This window comes from Flavonifractor sp. An91 (assembly GCF_002159225.1).
In the GTDB taxonomy this organism is placed as follows: Bacteria; Bacillota; Clostridia; order Oscillospirales; family Oscillospiraceae; genus Flavonifractor; species Flavonifractor avicola.
The window spans coordinates 42,254-63,252 of sequence record NZ_NFHA01000005.1 but is presented as its reverse complement, the minus strand read 5'-3'; the positions used below and the strand labels follow the sequence as shown (position 1 = coordinate 63,252).

Annotated in this window: 22 protein-coding genes; 2 read left to right on the top strand and 20 right to left on the bottom strand. The window is 34.2% G+C overall.

From position 1 onward, the window contains the following. Positions 1-80: 80 nt before the first annotated feature. A complete protein-coding gene (locus B5G42_RS04835) occupies positions 81-740 on the bottom strand; it encodes a hypothetical protein (RefSeq protein ID WP_140399796.1) in 660 nt (219 codons plus the stop codon). A 784-nt stretch (positions 741-1,524) separates the two neighbouring features. On the opposite strand from B5G42_RS04835, the gene B5G42_RS04830 reads away from it, so the two are divergent. Next, positions 1,525-1,923: a DUF3846 domain-containing protein gene (locus tag B5G42_RS04830; RefSeq protein ID WP_087267244.1), complete on the top strand. Its 399-nt coding sequence runs from the start codon at positions 1,525-1,527 to the stop codon at positions 1,921-1,923. A gap of 37 nt (positions 1,924-1,960) precedes the next feature. Here the strand turns inward: B5G42_RS04830 and B5G42_RS04825 are convergent, their stop codons facing one another. From B5G42_RS04825 to B5G42_RS17745, 10 genes are all read right to left on the bottom strand, one after another. After that, positions 1,961-2,440: a hypothetical protein gene (locus tag B5G42_RS04825; protein ID WP_087267241.1), complete on the bottom strand. Its 480-nt coding sequence runs from the start codon at positions 2,438-2,440 to the stop codon at positions 1,961-1,963. A gap of 5 nt (positions 2,441-2,445) precedes the next feature. Beyond that, a complete protein-coding gene (locus B5G42_RS04820) occupies positions 2,446-2,745 on the bottom strand; it encodes a hypothetical protein (protein WP_087267237.1) in 300 nt (99 codons plus the stop codon). A gap of 3 nt (positions 2,746-2,748) precedes the next feature. Then, positions 2,749-3,507 carry a ParA family protein gene (locus B5G42_RS04815; RefSeq protein WP_162611039.1) on the bottom strand — a complete coding sequence of 253 codons (759 nt, stop codon included), beginning with the start codon at positions 3,505-3,507 and terminating at the stop codon, positions 2,749-2,751. Positions 3,508-4,117: 610 nt separating this feature from the next. Then, entirely contained in the window at positions 4,118-4,519 is a 402-nt protein-coding gene (locus tag B5G42_RS17765) for a hypothetical protein (protein ID WP_140399795.1), read from the bottom strand. A gap of 20 nt (positions 4,520-4,539) precedes the next feature. Beyond that, the gene (locus B5G42_RS17760) at positions 4,540-5,151 is read right to left on the bottom strand and encodes a hypothetical protein (RefSeq protein WP_140399794.1); all 612 of its coding nucleotides are present in this window, start codon (positions 5,149-5,151) and stop codon (positions 4,540-4,542) included. 12 nt (positions 5,152-5,163) lie between these two features. Next, on the bottom strand, positions 5,164-9,063 hold the full coding sequence (locus tag B5G42_RS04810; protein WP_140399793.1) for a hypothetical protein: 3,900 nt from the start codon (positions 9,061-9,063) through the stop codon (positions 5,164-5,166). A 2-nt stretch (positions 9,064-9,065) separates the two neighbouring features. Then, positions 9,066-9,317, bottom strand: coding sequence for a hypothetical protein (locus B5G42_RS17755; RefSeq protein ID WP_140399792.1), 252 nt, complete (start codon positions 9,315-9,317; stop codon positions 9,066-9,068). Positions 9,318-9,331: 14 nt separating this feature from the next. Further along, a complete protein-coding gene (locus tag B5G42_RS17750; RefSeq protein WP_140399791.1) occupies positions 9,332-9,916 on the bottom strand; it encodes a hypothetical protein in 585 nt (194 codons plus the stop codon). 169 nt (positions 9,917-10,085) lie between these two features. Further along, positions 10,086-10,445 (bottom strand): hypothetical protein, encoded by a 360-nt coding sequence (locus tag B5G42_RS04800; RefSeq protein ID WP_087267223.1) that lies wholly within the window; start codon positions 10,443-10,445, stop codon positions 10,086-10,088. A 72-nt stretch (positions 10,446-10,517) separates the two neighbouring features. Continuing rightward, on the bottom strand, positions 10,518-11,258 hold the full coding sequence (locus tag B5G42_RS17745; protein ID WP_140399790.1) for a hypothetical protein: 741 nt from the start codon (positions 11,256-11,258) through the stop codon (positions 10,518-10,520). A 170-nt stretch (positions 11,259-11,428) separates the two neighbouring features. Here B5G42_RS17745 and B5G42_RS04795 point away from each other — a divergent pair, with 170 nt between their 5' ends. Beyond that, positions 11,429-12,883, top strand: a complete 1,455-nt coding sequence (locus B5G42_RS04795) for a hypothetical protein (RefSeq protein WP_087267219.1) — start codon at positions 11,429-11,431, stop codon at positions 12,881-12,883. Positions 12,884-12,917: 34 nt separating this feature from the next. Here B5G42_RS04795 and B5G42_RS04790 read toward each other — a convergent pair whose 3' ends face one another. The 9 genes from B5G42_RS04790 to B5G42_RS17725 form a co-directional block, all read right to left on the bottom strand. Further along, positions 12,918-13,622 carry a hypothetical protein gene (locus B5G42_RS04790; protein WP_087267216.1) on the bottom strand — a complete coding sequence of 235 codons (705 nt, stop codon included), beginning with the start codon at positions 13,620-13,622 and terminating at the stop codon, positions 12,918-12,920. Between the two features lie 92 nt (positions 13,623-13,714). Then, complete coding sequence (locus tag B5G42_RS17740; RefSeq protein ID WP_140399789.1) at positions 13,715-15,517, bottom strand: hypothetical protein; 1,803 nt, start codon at positions 15,515-15,517, stop codon at positions 13,715-13,717. Between the two features lie 262 nt (positions 15,518-15,779). Then, positions 15,780-16,328, bottom strand: coding sequence for a hypothetical protein (locus B5G42_RS17735; protein WP_140399788.1), 549 nt, complete (start codon positions 16,326-16,328; stop codon positions 15,780-15,782). 72 nt (positions 16,329-16,400) lie between these two features. Next, on the bottom strand, positions 16,401-16,928 hold the full coding sequence (locus B5G42_RS04785; RefSeq protein WP_140399787.1) for a hypothetical protein: 528 nt from the start codon (positions 16,926-16,928) through the stop codon (positions 16,401-16,403). A gap of 13 nt (positions 16,929-16,941) precedes the next feature. Beyond that, positions 16,942-17,094, bottom strand: a complete 153-nt coding sequence (locus B5G42_RS18075) for a hypothetical protein (RefSeq protein WP_162611038.1) — start codon at positions 17,092-17,094, stop codon at positions 16,942-16,944. A gap of 14 nt (positions 17,095-17,108) precedes the next feature. Further along, on the bottom strand, positions 17,109-17,537 hold the full coding sequence (locus tag B5G42_RS04780; protein ID WP_140399786.1) for a hypothetical protein: 429 nt from the start codon (positions 17,535-17,537) through the stop codon (positions 17,109-17,111). A 32-nt stretch (positions 17,538-17,569) separates the two neighbouring features. Beyond that, the gene (locus B5G42_RS17730; RefSeq protein WP_140399785.1) at positions 17,570-17,845 is read right to left on the bottom strand and encodes a hypothetical protein; all 276 of its coding nucleotides are present in this window, start codon (positions 17,843-17,845) and stop codon (positions 17,570-17,572) included. Positions 17,846-18,026: 181 nt separating this feature from the next. After that, entirely contained in the window at positions 18,027-18,755 is a 729-nt protein-coding gene (locus tag B5G42_RS04775) for a YkvA family protein (protein WP_162611037.1), read from the bottom strand. Between the two features lie 120 nt (positions 18,756-18,875). Then, a complete protein-coding gene (locus B5G42_RS17725) occupies positions 18,876-20,987 on the bottom strand; it encodes an LPD1 domain-containing protein (protein WP_140399784.1) in 2,112 nt (703 codons plus the stop codon). Positions 20,988-20,999 lie beyond the last annotated feature (12 nt).

Below are 20,999 nucleotides of genomic sequence, written 5' to 3'. Positions count from 1 at the left end.
TCTTTTTAAGTATAGCAAAAAAAACACTCTACACAACAGAGAAAAGAAAGGAGGGGTCTTGAAAAGACCCCTCCACGGATTTACTCACTAATCAAGAAATCCAAATCCTCAACCAAATCTATCTTGACAACCTGCAGTCTTTTACCCATATAGAGAAGTCTTATTAAATCAGACGAAAAACGACCCTCTGACAAAGGTACATTGAAACACTCTCTCAAATCTCGGAGTTTGAGCTTGAGGAGATCCATGTTTGCCGTGTAGAACAAAATAGTCTCACCCATATAGAGGATATATAAGGCAGGACAAAAGGTAAGGGGAGTGTTTAAGGTCATTTCTTCATCAGTATTGAATTCACCCAAGACACACTCTTTACCTAAAGGCAAAAGCACCTTAAATGGAACAGGCTGCATATCGCAGTAAAAACGGATATCCTTGATTTTGTCATAGTCCCAATAGTAGGCACGAGTTATCAACTCGTGAAACTGCTTATCAAGCAAAGTCCTAAAGGCATAAATGATGGACTCATCAGCAAAATCAAAGTATGCAAAAAGTCTACCCATTTCAAACTCTCTGTCCTGCACACCAAACCAAAAATGTTTTGATGCACTGAGTTTGACTGTATTACAGTAGTCAGATTGAATCTCACAATGACTTAACTTTTTACTTACCCAAGCATTTTTATCCTTAATTTGCTTATCTTTTGCTACACGACTTAGGAGCATACTTAAAGATACTAACACACGATCACCCCTTTTTAGTCTAAAGTATCGCATGTTCTAAGATTAATCAACTCTTTGTCCTACTTAAATATTGGTAAAACATTCTTTAGTTATTTTTACTAAAAGGGATAGAGCAAACCCTTTATCTAACACTAACATTAGATTATCTTTAATTTGAGCCTATATACTTTTTTAATATCTGATAACTACCATCAATAAAAATGTGGGAGAAATACTCCCACATTCTTTGATGTTAAGCATACTCCAAAACCAATTTATGATAAAATGCAGGACTTAAACTATATATAGTAAAGTGTATAAAATATATTGACTGATAGTAGAAAAGCAAGATAGCACGAAACTACCTTGCTTTTCTGAGTTTAAAGAAAAAGAATGTTTTATATGGCGAAATAAGTATTGAATTTCTTTCAGTTTAAGTCTTGCATACTACTACTTTTTAGGAGGTTCAATACTTATTTCTTACGAGAGATTTTTTTATTTTTTCTCTCTATATTCTATAGACAATACATGTCTCGATTTATGTCTCAAAAAATATCTCAACTGTAGTTATAACAATTTTCCTTTATTATACTTCTTGCTTATATAAAAATAGTACAGTTTTCTTTTTAACTCATAAAAAGGTGAAACCCTTTGAACATAAACAATATGACCACCCCAAGATACTTTTTTCCAACTCATAATAATCACTCCTTTTATTTTACAATATTTTTTGCTGCCCATCTTTCTTTTTTCATGTTGGCATAAACTTTTTAATCTGATAGAATACCCATAAAGGAGTGATCGTATGACACGGTGTATTCTTATTGAGCCACACAAAGATGCTCAAATCATTTTCCTTGAAGATACCACATATAAAACAATTTTAAGCATTATCAAAGGTATGATAGGAAGAACCCCTGTAGCAGGTATGCCCAATTTTTATATACTGGCTGATGATGAATTCCTTTACAAAGAGGGTTTGGAGTTCAACAGACGGTTAGATAATTACCTCTTTTATGGTACTCTACTGGTTGTGAATGAAGACCCTGATGACCCTGAGGCAGAAGGATATATTTCACTTACAGATGAACAGGTAGAATGGACCATGCAGAACCTGGGCAAAGCACCCGACCCATCTGAAACTCCTACGGAGCAAGAAAAAATGGACTATCTAAAAGGTGCTGTTTCCTTCTACTCCTTTTGAGCATAAGAAAAAGACCCCGTTTTTCAACGGGGTCTTTTTATGTCCAATTATCAACCCAATCAATCTCCAATACTTCACCCTTCTTCACCTTAATAACAAAAAGACAGGGTTTATCTTGCTTTCTTCTTTCTTCTGCTTCAGTGCAGTAGTTTTTTACCCACTCGTCATAGAGTTTTCTCGTAAGCAGAAAATAGAAAGACTCCGATTTAGGTTCAGTAGTCGCTACCTCAAAACGACCCATCACAAAATCCATATCTTCACAAGGTTGATAACCCATGAACTGACCTACAAAAAAGGTATAACCCTCTGCATCTGGTAGTTCTTTCAGCATCTGCTCAATCAAACGAATGTTTTCCTTGGTAGACTCCCAAAGAGCATCATAACCCTTTTTGGGTGTAGTCGTAAGAATATCCAGAGAGTAGCACAAAAGATTATATTTCTCTTGTTCTAACTGTTCCAACAGATACTTTCTCTTACTAACACCATACACAGAAAAATCCACATAAGAACAATCCATATCAATCAACCCTCCTTGGCTTTCAGTTCTTCCCGAAGAACATACTGAAGTCCCTCCAGGACTAACTCAGACTTGGTTTTGCCCTCTTGTGCTGCCTTAACATTGAGCAGTTTGATAATATTATCTGGAAGGTAGTAGGACATAGGTTTAGTACCACCACGACCCCTATTTCTCTCATAACTCCTGGGATTTTCTTTACGGGGGTCTCTCTGAACCTTTGGTGCTACTGTTTTTTTCTCCTTTTTAGGGTCATCACCCAACATGGCCAGCAGAGCCGTGTTCTTCTTCACTTCACGATCTAACATAACTTAAACCTCCATCTGACACATAATTTTTCTTGTAATCTCTCGAAACTCTTTGGCTACCACAGTACGACGATTTGCAATCACACAAGGCAACCCTTTTTTTACAGCAGAACTTACAGCAGTAGTTCTCTTGATGATACCCAATACTTCTACCTTTTCTTTCAAAGTCTGAAGGACTTCTTTATCCTCAGTGGCCTGGCAGTTATACATGGTAGCAACAACACCCAAAAGATTAATATTGGGATTTCTGACTTCTTTGATGGTCTCATAGGTAGTAAGAAAAACATCCAACGAAAAATCAGATTGATACTTTGTCTCTGCCGGCACAAGCAGATAGTCAGCAGCACTCAATGCACTTACAGAAAAAACATTAAGAGCAGGTGAGCAGTCAATCAGGATCACATCAAAGATAGGCTTTACAATCTCCAAAGCATTTTTAAGTCTGTCATACTTATCCTTTTTGGAGACCATCTTCAACTCCAAAGTATCCAGCATTGGAGAAGAAGGAAGAAGAGAAACACCCGCTATCTCTGTATCATAAATAGCACCCACAATATTTTTAGAGTTTTCCAACACCTCAACAATGGAGGTATCAAATTTAGATGGGTCAAAACCATTAGCCTTTGTCAGAGTACAAAGACCATCCAAATCGACTAACAAAACTTTTTTACCTTCCAAAGCAAAAGAGCAACCCACATTATAAGTCAGAGTAGTTTTACCAACTCCACCTTTTTGATTTGCAACACAAAGTACCTTACACATAAAAGCACCCTCTTTTATCATTAACTATTTGATTTCTTGACTTTTTGACATCATACCGTCTTCTTTCACTTAAGCCAAGGCCATTTTTTAATTTTTTTCGTTTTTTGACATCTTAAAATCAAATTGACATCTCAACATCAAAAACGAGAAGATTAAATTGCAAAAATCAGCAAATAAATCAAAACATCAAGATGTCAATTTTGACATCTTGATGTTACAAAAATTATAACCCCTCTAATTCGCCCCAGGATTGTTATAAGGATAGGGCGGGTATGTTTACCTACCCAGCACCCTTAAAATCCGCTACGGGTCGTCCTGGACTGTCCTGGAGGGGTTCTATACCTTTTCATCAACTGCTATTAATAATACAACCCTTTCATTTCTATAAAACTACTTTTTCTATGAACTCTTACCTTGTAAACCCTATATAAAACAAAGTAACTTTTAGAGGATTAACATCAAAAAATCAAATGAGCATGGAGAGAGCAAATCCATACTCATTTGATTTTTTGAAATATACTTTTTTATTAAAGAAAGAAGGTTTGGGGATGCCTCCCCAAAGGTAGGTAAGGGAATCGAACCCTTATGAAAACCATTCCTACCCGTTTTATTAAAAGAGTGGTGTTGCAAGTCCCTTATTGACTAAGACTTCTAAATCTGCCTTAAAAGGCACAGGATGCGCCCTATTCAATGGCTGCACAACATACTGATGAACAACCCCTCTATTTCTATCTACACTACTCTTAAACCCTATGTAACCTTTACGAGCCTCTATACAAGCACTTAACTGCTTTTGAGTAAGAGTAGGAACTATAAAATCATGACCTGTATAAAAAACTATGTAAGATAAACCTTTGAAGTTTGCATCATTTAAAGACTCTGTCTTAAAGTAATATATCTTATCAAAGCACTCTTGAACTTTTTCTGTTTTCTTCTGAAATAACCCTGATACACCATCTATAACCTTATATCTTAAAGGTGTACCCACAAAATCTAAACCCTGATTTCTCATAGTGAACCCTCTTTTCTAATTTATTTTCTACTTAAATCATCTATATTTTCCTGTCTATGTCTTGCCTTTGCATCCTTAGTTTCTTGCTTTTGCCTCATTTCAGTGTGTTTTAAATCAACAGCACCCGAAATTGACGGAGCAACACTAAATCTTGTTACTTTTCCTAATGCTTCTTTTTTATGCCCATACCACCTGACTACTCTTTCTTTTATATAGATTACCTTTCTTTTAGTCCAATCATATGTTTTCTTTGCTGCTAAACCTGTAAGATAGACTGTTCCTATACCTGCATCTATTAAATTTTGTCCACTCTCAAAAAGATTTTGTTTTGTTTTAGCAGACAATAATTTTCTTTTCCTTTCTTCACGAACCCTTCTTCTTTCTTCTTTATCATAAGGTGAACCCCCACCATTTAAGTTATCTCTTATACGATCTCTGACTGTCCCTATGGCATGACCACCCAAAGAAAGAAAACCACCAACCAAAACAACAACACCAACTGCTTTAAAAATCTGAAGGAGGGCTTCATCTGATAAAGCATCTTGAATGGCCTGAGCATCCCAAGCATAAATACTTGGATTAAACATAATCATAAAAATCATTATAGACAATACAATATATATCTTTTTCATAATCAACCCTCCTTATTTTTTTGATTTCTTTGACTTATTTGTTGATTCCTTATTCCTTTTCTGTTCTAACTCTTTGGCAGGAGAACCACCTTTTAAAGTAGAGTAGGCATTGGCTGCTGCAATCGCTCCAAATAATAACCCCCAGGGTCCAAACAAACCCGCAATCATCCATACTGCCTGAACACCAACAGTCCAACCCACTGCATTTGTTATGATACGGACTGGTCTTGAATCCCAAACTTGATCCATCCTACTTGAAATCGAGGGGGTCGCATAGGTAGATTGAGGATTCCTCTGGAATAAGTCTAAAAACTTATTTTCAGCATCTGTATCTGGATTATCTCTTACATACTCTACAGAACCCACTTTGATATAACCCAAATATGGAAACTTTTTAAATAATACAGACCATCTTTTTCTAAATCCTATACCCATTTCTTTTCTTGCTCTACCTTGTGCAAGGCTTTCTCTTTCTATCACAAAAGTATTTAAGTTCTTATAACGATAAATCTTCTGCATATCAAAGAAATCTATTAAAGCACCCGATTCAATTTTATTCCTCAACCCAAGAGGTAATGACTCAATAAAAGAAGGTTCAAAACGAGGCATATAGGCTACACCATTTAACACTAAAACCCCATCTTTCGTTACTTTAAAATCAGTTATTGAATCAGGTAAACCTATGACTTTATCTATGTCATTGTTTATTTGTTCTGTTACTTCTCTTGTTATACTCAAAGTACCTACTGTCTTTGCATCATCATACTGTTCAAAAGGATTAGGACTAATCTTTAAAACACCTCTATAAGCATTAGATGGTGCTGTATGTGGTTTTTCTGGAATAGTCCTTGTAGGTACATCTTCTGTATCAAAAGAAATACCCATATTACTATTTATTTGAGGTTTTGGAGGTATAGGCCTCTTTGGTATTTCTTCGGAAGTAGGAGAACTTTTATTACTATCCATATTTCTGGATGTAGTATTATCATTTGATGGAGTAGTTGTGTCATCTGAATTCATAACATCATCAGATACGGGCAATTCAAATACACTTTCTTCATCTTTAACAGTTTCTTTTTGCTCTATGATACCGTCAAATCTTTTCTCTAACTCTAATTGTGTAAATAAACTTGAAGGGGAGCAGTCATACAAATATTCCTCTACACAAGAGTAAGTACCTAAATTCATCTTTCTAAATACGGCATCTATCAAACGATAACCATTACCCATATTCTCTATCAGTTGGGCATCTGACATACCCGTACCCTCCTGCATTACTTTTAACAAACCTGAGAAACTTACTTCATCCTTATTACAACCCTTTTCAAAGTCGTATAACTCTTTAACAGCACCATCTATAACCTCGTAACTTTTCCCTTTAAAGTTATTTAAATACTGAGAAGTGAATCTCTTTGGATTATCACTTAAATATTCAGACAATCCTTTTACTTCATACTCAGTATAATCAAAGTCATTCTTAACAATGGAAAAATAACTTCTAAACTGTGTAAATCGCTCCGCTTTATCCTCTTTGTAATCCAAGGATTCTACCAAGGGTGCTGGTATCTTATCTGCATACTCAAAAATACCTGTCCTATCTGCTAAATCTTCTTGTTCCTTGGTGAAATTAAAAGTTTTATTTGTTGCTTGTAATCTACCCGAAAAACTTATATGACTATTTAAAATCAATTTACCAGCAAACGATTTAGCAAAGTTTGTACCATTTACTTTCCAACCAGTATTTAATTGTTGACCTACAACAATTATCTTTACTCCGCTCTGTCCAAAGTCCTTAGCAAAACCCTTCGTCAAATAATCAGGGGTTTTACTTAAAATACTATTTAACTTTTTATAATAACCTGCCAACTCTTTATCCTTGTCGGTCGCTTTTGCTTTTTCTGCTTTACCCATATAAGTCTTATACTGTTTTTCTACATACTGACACAACTTTGTATAGTCTATATTTGTTGAAGTCATCTCATCAGAGATAAAATACATATTGCTTGGGTTTACACCCAATGTCTCTTTTATCTTTCTTGAATTACCACCTATAAAACTTACTAATTGAAAGAGTTTTGCCATCCTCAGAGTTCTAAACAAATCTTCTTGCTCTTCATCTTCCTCTCGCAAATTCATAGGACCACTACGAATAGGAGTAGAACCCGTAAACTCTTGAATTTTATCTGACATATCCACAGAAAGAAGTTTTAACCCTTGACCTGAATATTCTCTTTCTAAGTCCCATAGCATAGCACCTATATCTGGTTTGTTATCAAGGTACACTACACTACCACCTGAACCAAAAATAGTTGCTAACAAACTCATTGTCATTGTACCTTTACCTGAACGAGAGCCCGCTATGATAGTTATTAACATTTTACGGGGGTCCAATAAGTTTATCGTCAAAGGGACACCATTCATCTTCATACCCACTAAAGCATTACCTAATGAGGGCTTTAGACCTGCTCGATACTGTTTATAAGCAAAAAGCACTTCATTTAAAAAAGCCTCATAATCTATGATATATGTCAGTGTGAGTATTCCCCCCTCTATTGACATATCAGCAATCATACCTTTTGCTGCACTACCCAAATAGACTTTTCCTACTGTCTCATCAAAATCTCTCTTAAAATCCTCTGTTTGTGTAACAGGAATACCCGTCATTCTTAATATCCATTGATTTTTCCCTCTACTCTGTATCAACAGACAATTTGTAACACTACGATCTATATCTGTTATTTTACTTGGTTCTTTTTCAAAATATTTTGAATATTCTGTTAGTAACCATTTTCTTAAAGTAGATTTAGATTTTGTCCACATTTCCTTGCTCTTTAACATTTCAAAGTGAAATGCAGGAAAGTAACCTTTTTCACTACTTAATTTTAAATTATCAACCCCTACTACCTCTTTGTCTTTTGGTATAGTATAAGTAGACCATACAGTATAAATGGCCTGAGTTAATTTCTTCATTTTATTTATTGTATTTTGCTTACTAAACAGAACTCCTTCTTTATGGATAACACCTGAAAACTTACCACCAAAACATGGTCCATAAAATCTTTCAAGTTTTGCTATAGTACTATCTACCGCTTTTATTAACATTTCATCATACTGTTTTATTTTTTCTTCATCTTCCGCTTTCTTCGTTTCTTCCTCTTTTTTCTTTTTCTTTGCTATAGCCGCTTGTTCTTCTTCATAGAAATATCTTGACAAACGACAATTTATATTATCTTTTTTGCTATTATCACTATCTGGTTCATATTTCTGGTCTGGTCCATACTCTGTCGGATTTAAGCCTGGTTTTATAAGTAACCCCAATTCTGTTCTTTCTGGAGTATACTCTTTAAACTCCTCGACCTTATAATCTTTTAATTGATTTATCACAAAACCTTTGGAAGATAATTTCAAATTATCAGGTAATACAGCAGATATTTTTGCAACCCCACACAGCCTTTTCATGTCACTTTTTGAATTTAGTTTATTTACAAACTCATTCAATTTGTTTATCTCAAAGAACTTATCTTCCTCAGTTACGAACCCTTCCGAAAACATTATGATTTCCTCTACATAATTAAATGCAAGACCCACACTTCTTAAAGCATCTATCATGCCTTTATTATTTTTGCTATTTTGAGTTTCTTTCAAAAACTCTTGATACCTTTGAGGTACGACACCGCCATTTACAGGGTCTATATACGGTAATTTAAATCTATGATATTCCACCAATGATGTATCTGATTTATTTGTTGTATAATGCACAGCATAGAAACCATTAGCGCCAAAGATTACTGCTTTTAAATTATGAGGTGTGAACACCTTTTTATTTACTTTATCTGCATTATAAGGTTTACCATCTACAAAAGCATCTGAATGGGTTAACTCATTATAAACTTGTTTATATCTTGCCAGCATTCTTAATCAACTCCTTCCTCAGATAATTTCTCAAAAAAAGGTTTCCATTTGGCATTTAAATTATTTTTTCCTGCCCACAAACCCAATCTATGTAATAGTCTTTTGACATCCATTAACTCCGATTTATCATAACCTAAAACTTCACTACAACTTTTTATTGTTTCTCCAGTACTTACTAAAAACAAAAACATTTCAACCTCTTTTAATGTCAAACGAGTTCCTGGAAAAATTAAATCCCATTTTATATTTTCCATAATAAGCACCTCACTCACACTACTTTTTCTACGATAGAACCCATTAAAAGAGCATAACCCTTAGAAATTATGTGTTCTTCTTCTGGACTTATAGACCGCTTTTTCTCATACTTCTTCAAAGGATAAAACAATTCAGATAACTCAGTATATAAATTACCCATTGTCAAAGCATCTATTAGAAGAGCAGCAGTCAAAAGCAAATCACTCTGAATCTTGATTTTTTGCTTATCATGTATAAAAAAATACAGATTTCTTTGTTGCTCTAAAGAAAAATTGAGTTTTATCAACTCTAACTTATCAAAATCGGGTTTATCCTCACCCTCAAAAGATGTTTTAGACTTCATATCTGATAAGGCAACCCTTACTAATTTCAGCATCCTCATAGTCATATCTCTTTTTCTGAATGTCGTTTTTCCTTTCTCATATAAAGCACTTAAAATACCACAAATATTTTGGTCTGTATGAGAATCTATAAATAACCCTATTTCATTCAATTCACTATAAACATTTGCAAAAACTGAACTTGTAATATTACCTTGTAAGAAACAATTCAAATCTTTAAGTTTTTTCTCATACAAACGATATTCTTTTAAAGTCATTTAGGATACACTCCTTTCTAAACTTACTTCTATATACTATAGATTTTTCTGTAGTGATTTCTGTTTAACTTTTAATCTTTTATGTCTCAAAAGAGCATTAAACTGTCTATTTTCTTTTTTTATAAAAAGAAGAAGGACTTGGTTAAACCAAATCCTTCTCTTGTATTTCTTATGAAGTTCTTTTACGAGGACGACCCCTTTTCTTAGGTGTTGCCTTTGTTTCTTTGTGAGTTATCGCTTGATACCCAAGAGCCAAATCCGCAAGGATTTGACCCTCATCACGATCTACAAAATCTACCTGATAGCAGGTATTCATATACCCAATAGCCAACTTGTAGTAATACTCACAGATTTCCAATTTATGCTCCGCAGTTGTATCAGCATAAAACTCTTTCAAAAAGTTATTGTATAGGTCCTGATACCCAATATGTTCTTCTCGATAGAAATACGACTCTCTTAAAAGAAAAAGTTCTCTTGCCAAAGCATCAATTTTAAAAACAAGCAACATTCTTTCAGGGTTCAAACTCATAATAAAATCACTCCTTCCTATTGACTCGCATGTTATCGTATGTCAATAGAAAAGTAAAGATTTTTATATGTTTTATGCCGCATTTTGAGTGAATACAATACCTATTGTTGTACCTGATTCATCTTTTATTAAGTTAGCAGTAAACTTTGCAGTAGCAGCAATATACTCACAATTACCTGTACGACCAAAACCACCTACACTATCGTCTCTAAGAACTTTACCATTATCCTCATTTACTGCAAATGGGACACCTTTTGCTATATAAACACCATCTTTTAATTCAATAGTTCCTTCATTCATAGTATCCCATTCTATAATAGTTCTTCCTGAACCATCATCTGCTTCTTCACCTGTACTACCAAAAAGAGCCCCATAATTAACATAGAACTTAGAACCAGTAGTAGGAACGGATACCGAAACTTCATCACCTAAACTCTTCCAAGACCCTGTTACTTCATCAGGAGTTTCCATAGTTGTTACACCTGCTTCTTTTAACTCATATACCTGAAGGCTTAAATGTTGAGCATAAGGTTTTACACCTTTATCCATAGCAGTAGTATTTATCAATATACCTACTGACTTACCAGCAAAATTAGTAACTGCACTCTTCACCATTGTACCCGTTACAATCTTATCATTATAATCTTCAAAAGCAGATTCAGAAACAGTTCCTAAGTTATCCTGAACATTAACTGTTCCCTCATTTGCTACACCTTTTGCAATACTAAATACACCAAAACCTAAACCAATTACTGCTGCAAGAGCAATTAAAACGATACCCAACATAGTACCACTTGAAATTTCTTTCTCCATAACAACCATCCTTTCTAATAATTTTAAAATCATTAGAAAGTAAGATTACATGTTTCAAAAAGGGCTTATCTGTCCAAATAAATCAGTGTCATGCTATTTTTTCGTATATACGACACGACTTTTATTTGATATAATAAACCCAACAGAAAAACCCTTATGAGGTATGAATTATGGACATTTTAGAATCTAAAGAAGTTCTACTTGAAAAGTCATTTTCTTGGTGGAAAAAATTAAATAAAAAGATTGAGGGAAAACCTCAACCCGTTCAAGTCTTACAAAAAAGGACAATGAATACCGCTATTGCTACTCTGGAAGACCTCATAGGTGTTCCTTTCTCTGAGTTATCCATGTCCCTTTATTTTTACTGTCAGGACTTACAGATGACCCAATTCACAAAACTCTACGAAAGTCAAGTAGAACTCGCCGGCGCCAATCCTGAAAAGTTTGTCTTTCAACTACACTCTTTCTTTAATGAAATCAGCACAAAAATTAAAAAAGAAAATCTATATCAAGATTTCTTTGAATTCTCATACCTATGCTCCCGTGTCAGACTATCCCCAAATCTTTACCGCAGCATCAATAGCAAAGTAATTATGGCATACCTCAATTTGCTTCTCCAAACAACCGAGTATCTTAGACCATCAAAATTTGATTTCTCTAAAAACATTGTAGGTATTAGCACAGTAGGAGAAGTTCTTACCATAAACGATCCATTTCCTTTATTAGATATGGGAGGATACGATCTACAACTAACAACTGAGAAAATATTTAAGACAAAAGCAGCAGTACCCAATTTGCCGCAACTCATACACCAAAGTTATTCTAAGTATGGGTATCCTCTGAAAAGTCTTGAAGATATCGAAATGCTATCCAATGTGGACCGCATTTTTACCGCTATGACTTCAACCCTATACCCATTTATCAACGAATTCACCTTTGATATACTACCACAAAAACCTTATAACACTGTAGCAACCCCACTTTTTGACTTGACAAGTGGAATTACTTTTTCTTTACCTACTAAACTCAAAAAGAGAAAGAAAACTTTACCCACAAACGGAGTCACTATTCAATTTGAAAATCCATACTTTAAAACCTTACTACTCAAAGAAACTTACTATCACGACAGGATTTTTTGTTTATATAAAATGCAAACAACTGGTGGGGATATTTCTGGTTTCTTTGATACCAAAGATGCTTTCTTTTACTCTGTTTTTCTGGACTATGACTCCAAAGAACTTAATGCACACTTTCAAGACCTTGTTCTATACTGCTATAGTTGCTACACCTTAAACGACCCTAATTTTGAAATCACAAAAATAGGTGATTTCTTTATTTATACTGGAACTCCAATAACTGCAACTGGAACCCTGCAGGGAGGTAAACTCAGAAATCAGTACCATAAAGAAACTGATAGGGAAGTACAGGCTGGAGCAAGAAAAGGTAATGATGCTTATACCTCTGAAACCAAAGCAATTCAAGGTTTTATCAGAAAACTACCCAACGGACAGAAAGCATCTGAAAAAGCAATTGCACTGGCTGAATCCTTGGGATACGACCTTTCACCATCTGAAACTTATGTGCAACCCTTTACAAAACAAGTATTTAAACTGAAATATAAATAAATGGAGGGGTCTTTCAAAAAGACCCCTCCATTTATTACATCTGTTCTATATCTTGCAAATATTTAGGGTCTACAATGATTTCTTTCTCATTTCTACCCAAAAAGCAAGCCAGTGTATGTTTCTTTTCAATTTTTGCCTTATATACAAACCCATCTGCACTCCATCTATGAGCAAACCACTCTGCTTTCTCATATGATAAAGTCCACGAAAGAGCCCGCACATGCCCCATATCAGCCTGAGTAACACCACGATAAACAACTATCTCAGAACCCAAATTCTTATAAGCAGCATAATCTTCTTTGTCCATAAGGTACTGAGGGTCACATTGCTTAAAAAGGGCTACCAACTCTGATTTTGATAAGTTGGCATCATGATTTGAAAACTCTACTTGAGTCCAAGAAACCCCCAATATCTTTGATAAATCTTTCTTACTCAAAAACGGTTTTGAAAACTTTATAAAAGCAAAATAATAAGGCTTATTCATTAAAAACAAGATTGAAAAAGCAGATTCCGCCTTAGATATTTGTTGCTTTATTGCATCTCTCCATAATTGCAAATCAGCCGCATTCTCTATAAGATTGACCATTTTAAAGTCACCATCACTTTTAATCATAGTAATACCCGAACTTGTGAAGGGATGACTTACAATCATTGGAGAAAAATCCGTCAGACCTATATCTAAATAGAGCATAGAAACTGCTATTTTTTTAACTTCATCTAAATTAGTCTCTTTAAGCATAATAACTTCCTCCTATCTATACGATAGTAAAGTTATTATATCGAAGAATATTGCAAAAAACAAGAAGATGGGTAGTCCATCTTCTTGTTTTCTTACTCTCTTATATCTTGTGAAATATTGGTGTCAAAAGTGTCATTAGAAGATGTTTCATCAAATACCACATCCACACTTTCTTCTTCCTTAACTGGTGTCTCTGGAAGGTCAGAAGTGTTTTGGTCTTGCATATCTTCTAAAAGTATATCTGAACTCTCTATTGTTTCTTCCTGTATAGGTGTCTCAGGAATAATAGAAACATCAAGATTTTCATTCGTATTTAAGGATAAATCAGTAGAACCCTCTGTATCTTCTGATTTATCAGTTGAACCCTCTGACTCATCAACAGCAGGGGTTTCCTCTGGTTTTTCGGTTGAACCCTCTGACCCGTCTACAACAGGGGTCTCTTCTGGTGTATCAGTAGAACCCTCTGTATCATCGACAACAGGGGTTTCCTCTGGTGTATCAGTAGAACCCTCTGATTCATCTATAACAGGGTTTTTCTCTGGTTTTTCAGTTGAACTCTCTGACTCATCGACAGCAGGGGTTTCCTCTGGTTTTTCAGTTGAACCCTCTGACCCGTCTATAACAGGGTTTTTCTCTGTTGTATCAGTAGAACCCTCTGACTCATCGACAGCAGGGGTCTCTGTTGAACCCTCTGTTTCTTCTTCTGTTGGTGCTTCTTCTACGACCTCTTTATCAGAGTCCACAGTTTCATCTATGACAGGGGTTTCCTCTGGTTTGTTGATAGAACCCTCTATTTCTTCTAAAGGAGGAAGAATAGGCTCTATACTCTTTACAACCCTATAACCCTCATAGACTGCTATAAAACTAAATATACCATCCTTTATACCATCTCTAAACGGACCCATTTCCAAGTTTATAGGTAACTCTACGGTGCTGCCATCTGGCACAGAGTAGGAAACAGAAGTATAACCCTCACTTAAAACACGAGCATCAACAGTTAATCTATACTCTTTACAACCCTCAACTGCATTATAGAAATCCACTTCTGAACCTACGATAGCCCAATCATTTACAGATATAATCTTTATACCTATCAAGTTTAAGTCAACACCTGTTGAATTCGTGCAACTATAAACTCCCGAAGATTGACCAACTCCACTTGATTCCAAAGTGAAAACACCCACATCTTCTATGGTGAAGTATTCCAAAGGCAATACAGGTATCTGCTCCGGCAAACCTACATTTCCACCACCCTCATAAACATTATTCTCTAACTCTGGATTCATTGTGAACCCTGGATCAACGAGACCATCATCACGACCATTCTCTAAATCAGGATTCATTGTGAACCCTGGATCAATTAAATCTACATCACTACCACCTGTTGCTACATTATTCTCCAAACCAGGATTTATCGTAAATCCTGGGTCAACAGGATCACTTTCTGTTTCATCAGCAGAACCCTCAACTTCTGAAGGGGCATCTGATACTGACTCATCAGTAGAACTATCAGTATCTTCATTTTCTGTTAAATCATCTGATACTGTTTCATCAGCAGAATCCTCAACTTCTGAAGGGGCATCTGATACTGGCTCATCAGTAGAACTCCCTACATCCTCACTTTCTGTTAAATCATCTGATACTGTTGCATCAGTAGAACCCCCTACATCTTCATTTTCTGTTAAACCATCTGATACCATATTATCAATAGAACCCTCTGAACTTACGGTATCACTTGCTGTTGTATCATCTGATACATTATAAGCATTATCACTTTCTGTACTTATCTCTGTCTCTGTACTCAACTCACTTTCTGTTTCCAAAGCATAAGTAGGTAAGCAGTAACTAAAAGAAAAAGTTAATACTAACAATAAAGAAAGTATTTTACGACACATCTATTACACCTCCTAAGTTCTTTAATATCCTTATGCTTTTAGGCTTGAAATCTCTTTTGAAATCTCTATAAGGATATTTTTTTGTTGATTTTTTGCATCTTATTTTTTTAAAACCAGTTAGATATGGTGAGAGGAAAATTAGATGGCAATAATCACAAAAAATCGTATTCTTATATCAAAAAACTACCCATAAACATTGAATTATATAAAAGCAAAAATCAAAATCTCCAAAACCATTATAAATACTACATAAATCAATGTTTTAATCTTTTAACCTCGAAAGACCCTCTTTTTCTTCCTCTGTTAAACTTATGTCATCACGATATACCAAATTCCTTATCAATGGTATATAGTGAATTTTTAACTTATTAAAAGCACCTGTTTTATAATCTAAACCCCAAGATACCCAATTTTCTTTTTCTGTATCATAAATATATAAGTAATCAACACCCTCACAAATATAAGCAACCTTTAGATTACTATACACACGAGCCTTCTGCCTTTTATTCCTTTTGACAACAGAACCCTTTATCTGATGAACATCTCTATACTTTGAAATACAAACACCTTCTTGAAGTCTTTGCTCTACACGACCTTTTTCATCAGTCAAAATGTAATGACCCAAAGAAGATTTAGGATTTAATTTCTCACCAACCTTAACCAAATCACCTAACTCTATCAATTTCGCAACTCTTTCTGCTTTCTGATACTTGGCATACAAGGTAGCACCCGCAAAAGCAGGATTTCCATCCTTTTCAACTGTTATTACATCTATTTCTGAACCTCTCTTTATCCCTATGGCTGCTGTCATAATCGTGGTATTGCCTTATGATATAAGGCAATACCATCCCCCCTTCATTCCTTAATCCTCTCTCCAGAACTATTAGGAAAACATAGCCTCATAATCTGAACTGTCTAACTGACTTTCATCTACCACGACTACACCATCTACATACTCGCCATAACTAGGGACTTCATCCACCTCAACAAAACCCTCAAGAGGATCATAGTCTCTTTCAGTTGTCTCAAAGTCATACACATGATAACCAGAATAACCCAAATCTGACTTACTTACTAACTCATAATCAACATCCATTAAATAACACACATTACTGGAGTCACCATCTATATACAAATAACCATAAGAATCATCTACTATTATGATGAAATCCTTTAATTCACCCTCACTATCCTCAATCAAAAAGTATCCATTGTCTGAATCATCTACAATTGAGATACGATAAGTACCCGTTTCAAAATCACTACAACCCATTTTCACAGGAGTTATGGCACCTACAGGAGTAGAACTTACTGCACTTCCAGAACCCTGACCATTACTATCTGCAAAAGCACTTACAGATAAACCCATTATCATCACCAAAGATAAAACACTCGCTAATATTTTTTTCATTTTAAACACCCTCTCAATCTTTTAATTTTTGTTTTATATCTATTAATCTGGACTTTATTGCTAACAATGTAACTTTAACTTCTTCATTTTTACTTTCCACAAATCTACGATCTATAAACTTTAATAGTATTTCTATCTCATTCAACACCTTTTTCTTTTCTTCCATAATATCAACCCCTTTTAACTTACTCTGAGTTTTAAATACTTTGAATTTTCCTCATAATCTAAGGCATCTTCCAAAGATACATAATCAGGAGTCAGGCTATCAGATGTTTGACCTATTACACTTTCAACCTCTGGATTTTCTATCTCATACTCTACAATCACATCATACAAAATATCTTTTGACTTCCTCTCTGCAAACTCTTTAATCTCTTCAAACTCAAAGAAGAAACTTCTTAAAATTACAATGCTCTTATAAGAAATACCCAAAGCATTTATTTCCTTTAATAAAGCAGCAAGAGATAAAAACTTCTCACGAGAAATCTCTAAACGACCCCTTAATACTTCGTTTGTCAATATATCTGTTATATCCTTTGAATAATATCCTGTACTCTGAACCTCACATAATGCTCTTGCTAAATCTATACCCGATATTGTCTTTGCCATAATAAAACACTCCATTCTTTAATTCTTTTTATTTAACAATCTCCTAAATATACTCGCAAACTCTTTAAAACCCTTTTCACTTTTCTCTTATCATATCGACTATCTACACGATATGACTCTTTCACGAAAGAACCCAAAATTGCCGCATTATTAAAACTTTTATCTATTGCTTCTGCTAAATCTACAGATAATCCTTTTATGCTCTGAACTCTTTCTACTGTTATATGTGGATTTTCCAACTCCTTTAACAAGTAATCTATCTGTTTCAACAAACCAGTTTTATCTTTTCCATTTGATTTCATTAACATAATCAGTAACCCCCCTTTGCTCTTTTCAACTTAATATAATTTCACATGTCCTATTTCAATCATACATGTTATATCTCTACATCATCTATACTGTATCTAAACGATATGTGTCCATTTTTATTTTTCAAAAACTCAATAACCTTTGATATATAAGAATAAAACTCACTTTTTGAAGTGAGTTTTATTTCTTTTCTGTATTCTGTTCTCTCCATTCAGAGTACTTCATTAACTCCGCATGAAATCTTTTTAATACCCAAGTTAAAACGGCTATATCATCTACTTGACCTATAACGGGTAGAAAATCAGGAATTAAATCAACTGGACAGGCTATATAAACAACTGCTGCTGTTATACCCAAGATGACATTAAAGGGAACTTCTTTATATTTTCCTGACATATAATCCAAAGTCATATTTGTAAGTAATGTCAACTCTTTTAATAAACCCGAATTCTTTACTACTTCCTCTTTCTCTAAAGCCTGAGTATAAACAGATACAGTAGATGCCTTACTCTGTAAGGTCTCACGAGCCTTCCTTAAAGAACTCTTTCGCTTTTTCTTTATGTCCTCCAAGTCATACAAAAAGATACGACACACCTTATTTATCTTGATTTCTCGCTCCAAATTGGCTATCGCTGTTTTGACACCTAAACCCTTGATTTTTCCTGATCTCATACCACTTGAATCTACCACAAAGTATTGATATTGGTGATTTCCCTTTTGAGGTACGGTTTTTGTTTTAATAGACCACTTCTCTGAGGACTGATAATTTCGAGATTCAAAACGATACTGAGAGGGAAGAGAATGAACACTTTTTAATGGTATTGTTTTTGCTACTGACTCTGATGAAGCATCTAATACTACATACAAACCCATTCCATTATCTAATCTATACTTCAATATATACCTCATACATACAACCCCCTTTATTATTAATAGAAAATACATGTCTGCTTTTATGTTTAATTTTATCTGTCAACTGTCTATTTTCAAAAAATAAAAAAGATGATGGGGATAACCCATCATCTTTTATTATTTAAAAAAGTTTTCTCTTAAATAAGCAAATAACTCATCAAATGCTGCATTTATTCTTTTTCTTTCTTCACCCTCTGGATAAATGGGTATATTATCAGAACCTCTTAAGTCTGCATGACCACAAAGATAATCATTCACATACCCATTTGATGCTAACTTATCCTTTACATAACAAGCAAAAGCACGAGCAGCCATTTCTTTTTCACTGTCCCAATAGTCATGACCAAAACGAGTATCATTTTTGCTTAATTCCTTAGCATTTTCATAATATTTAGATAATTCTTCCTCTATCTGAGGTTTTAAGTCTTTCTGTAAATCCATATAACGACCCTTGATTACTCGGATATACCCATTCATATGTTCTACCATTTTTTGACTTACCTTACTTAAACCCCTTTTCTCACTTATATACTTTCCTATCTCTTTCGCTAAAGGATAGACTGAATTATACTTTATAGGCTCACCATTTTCTGCTTCTTCACGAACCCTTTTCATAAATGTATCTAATTCCTTTGGGTCAGCATAAGCACCATTGACTAACCATTTCTCCATACTATTTCGCATATTGTAATACTCAATATTATAACTTTTACATAATCTTTCTTTTTGCTCATTAACAGAAACAGACACAGGAGTAAACCACATTGCTGATTTTAATTTCCTTATTGGTTCTATACTCGTATCTGTCAACCAATCTTTACCCATTAATTTTCCTACTATATTATCAATCGCATGAAAATACTCATGGGCTAAACTACCCGCACCATTCATACGAGTTAAATTGATTACCTCATATAATGGCTCATAATGAGCCACTGCATATCCTACACCACGAGAACCAAAAGCAATATTCAATTTATTACCCAAACTTATACTTTTCTCTGGTATCTGCAATACATAAGCCAAATCTCTAAAAGATATAAAAGCATAAGCAAGATTTTCTTTTCTTTCTTCTTCTGTTACCCAATTTCCATACTCTCCACCACGAATTCCAAAGGTTCTTATAAAATCTTCACCCTCTACATTCTTATTTAGGGTGTTCGGACTTTTTAATTGAATATCAGACAATACGGGATATTTTAATCTTGATTTTCTTTCCTTTTCTTCTACTTCTGGTTCAGCAGAATCTAAACTCTTTAATTTTTCTTCTAAAACGGACTTGCACATTGACTCTAAACCCGCATAAATAATTGTTTGACCCATAGAAACTATACAAGAATCACAACTTTTAAATATCTGCATACCACGACCCTCTAATTTAGGTAATAAAGTGAAATCTACACACTGTAAAACATTATCGCCAAAACTACAATGCTCAAAATAACTTCCATTATAATTAGAACCCTTTAAACTTACTATTACATAACTATATTTAAACTTTTCTCTTTCAGACAGAGTTTTATCACTTTCCAAAAATCTTCTCATATACCCAAAATAGAAATCTGGTAGTATGACACACAACAAATCATCTGTTATTAGTTTTAAACCCTTTGCACTTAAAGTTTTTGAATTTCTATCTTTTGGATGAATTATAGGAGAAACTAATTTCAGACCCATCTTTATCATTAAATTATTGATACTTTTTATGAAATCCAAATAACTATCTATTGTTTTATATCTCATACAGATTTCTTTTATACCCAACACAAAATCACTATATAAAGCATTATCTTCATCATTTTCAGAACTAAACGGGCTTACCTTTGGAATGCTCTTTTTTACTTCACGAACAAAATAAATCATCGCTTTATCATAACCAGAAGATAACATATCTTCTTTTGATTGAGTTTTCCAAAGTTTATCTCGTTGCAAATAAACTTTAGTATCTTTTGATGAAACTCTTGAAGACGATCTATCTTTTTTTGCTCCACCTATCTTTTCTCCAAAATCCTCATACTTTGAAACCCTTTTACTTTCTTTTACGGATAAACTATCACCTGATACATTGACATTTGAAATGCTATCTTTATTCTCCAAAATCCAGTTTTTTGTTACAGGTTTATACCCATCAGATGTTATTACAAAATATATAAAGGATTTACCATATCGCTGTTTTGAAAATACTGTATTACCACTCTCATTTTTCTCTGTTAATAACTTATATTTCATCTTTCGTCACCC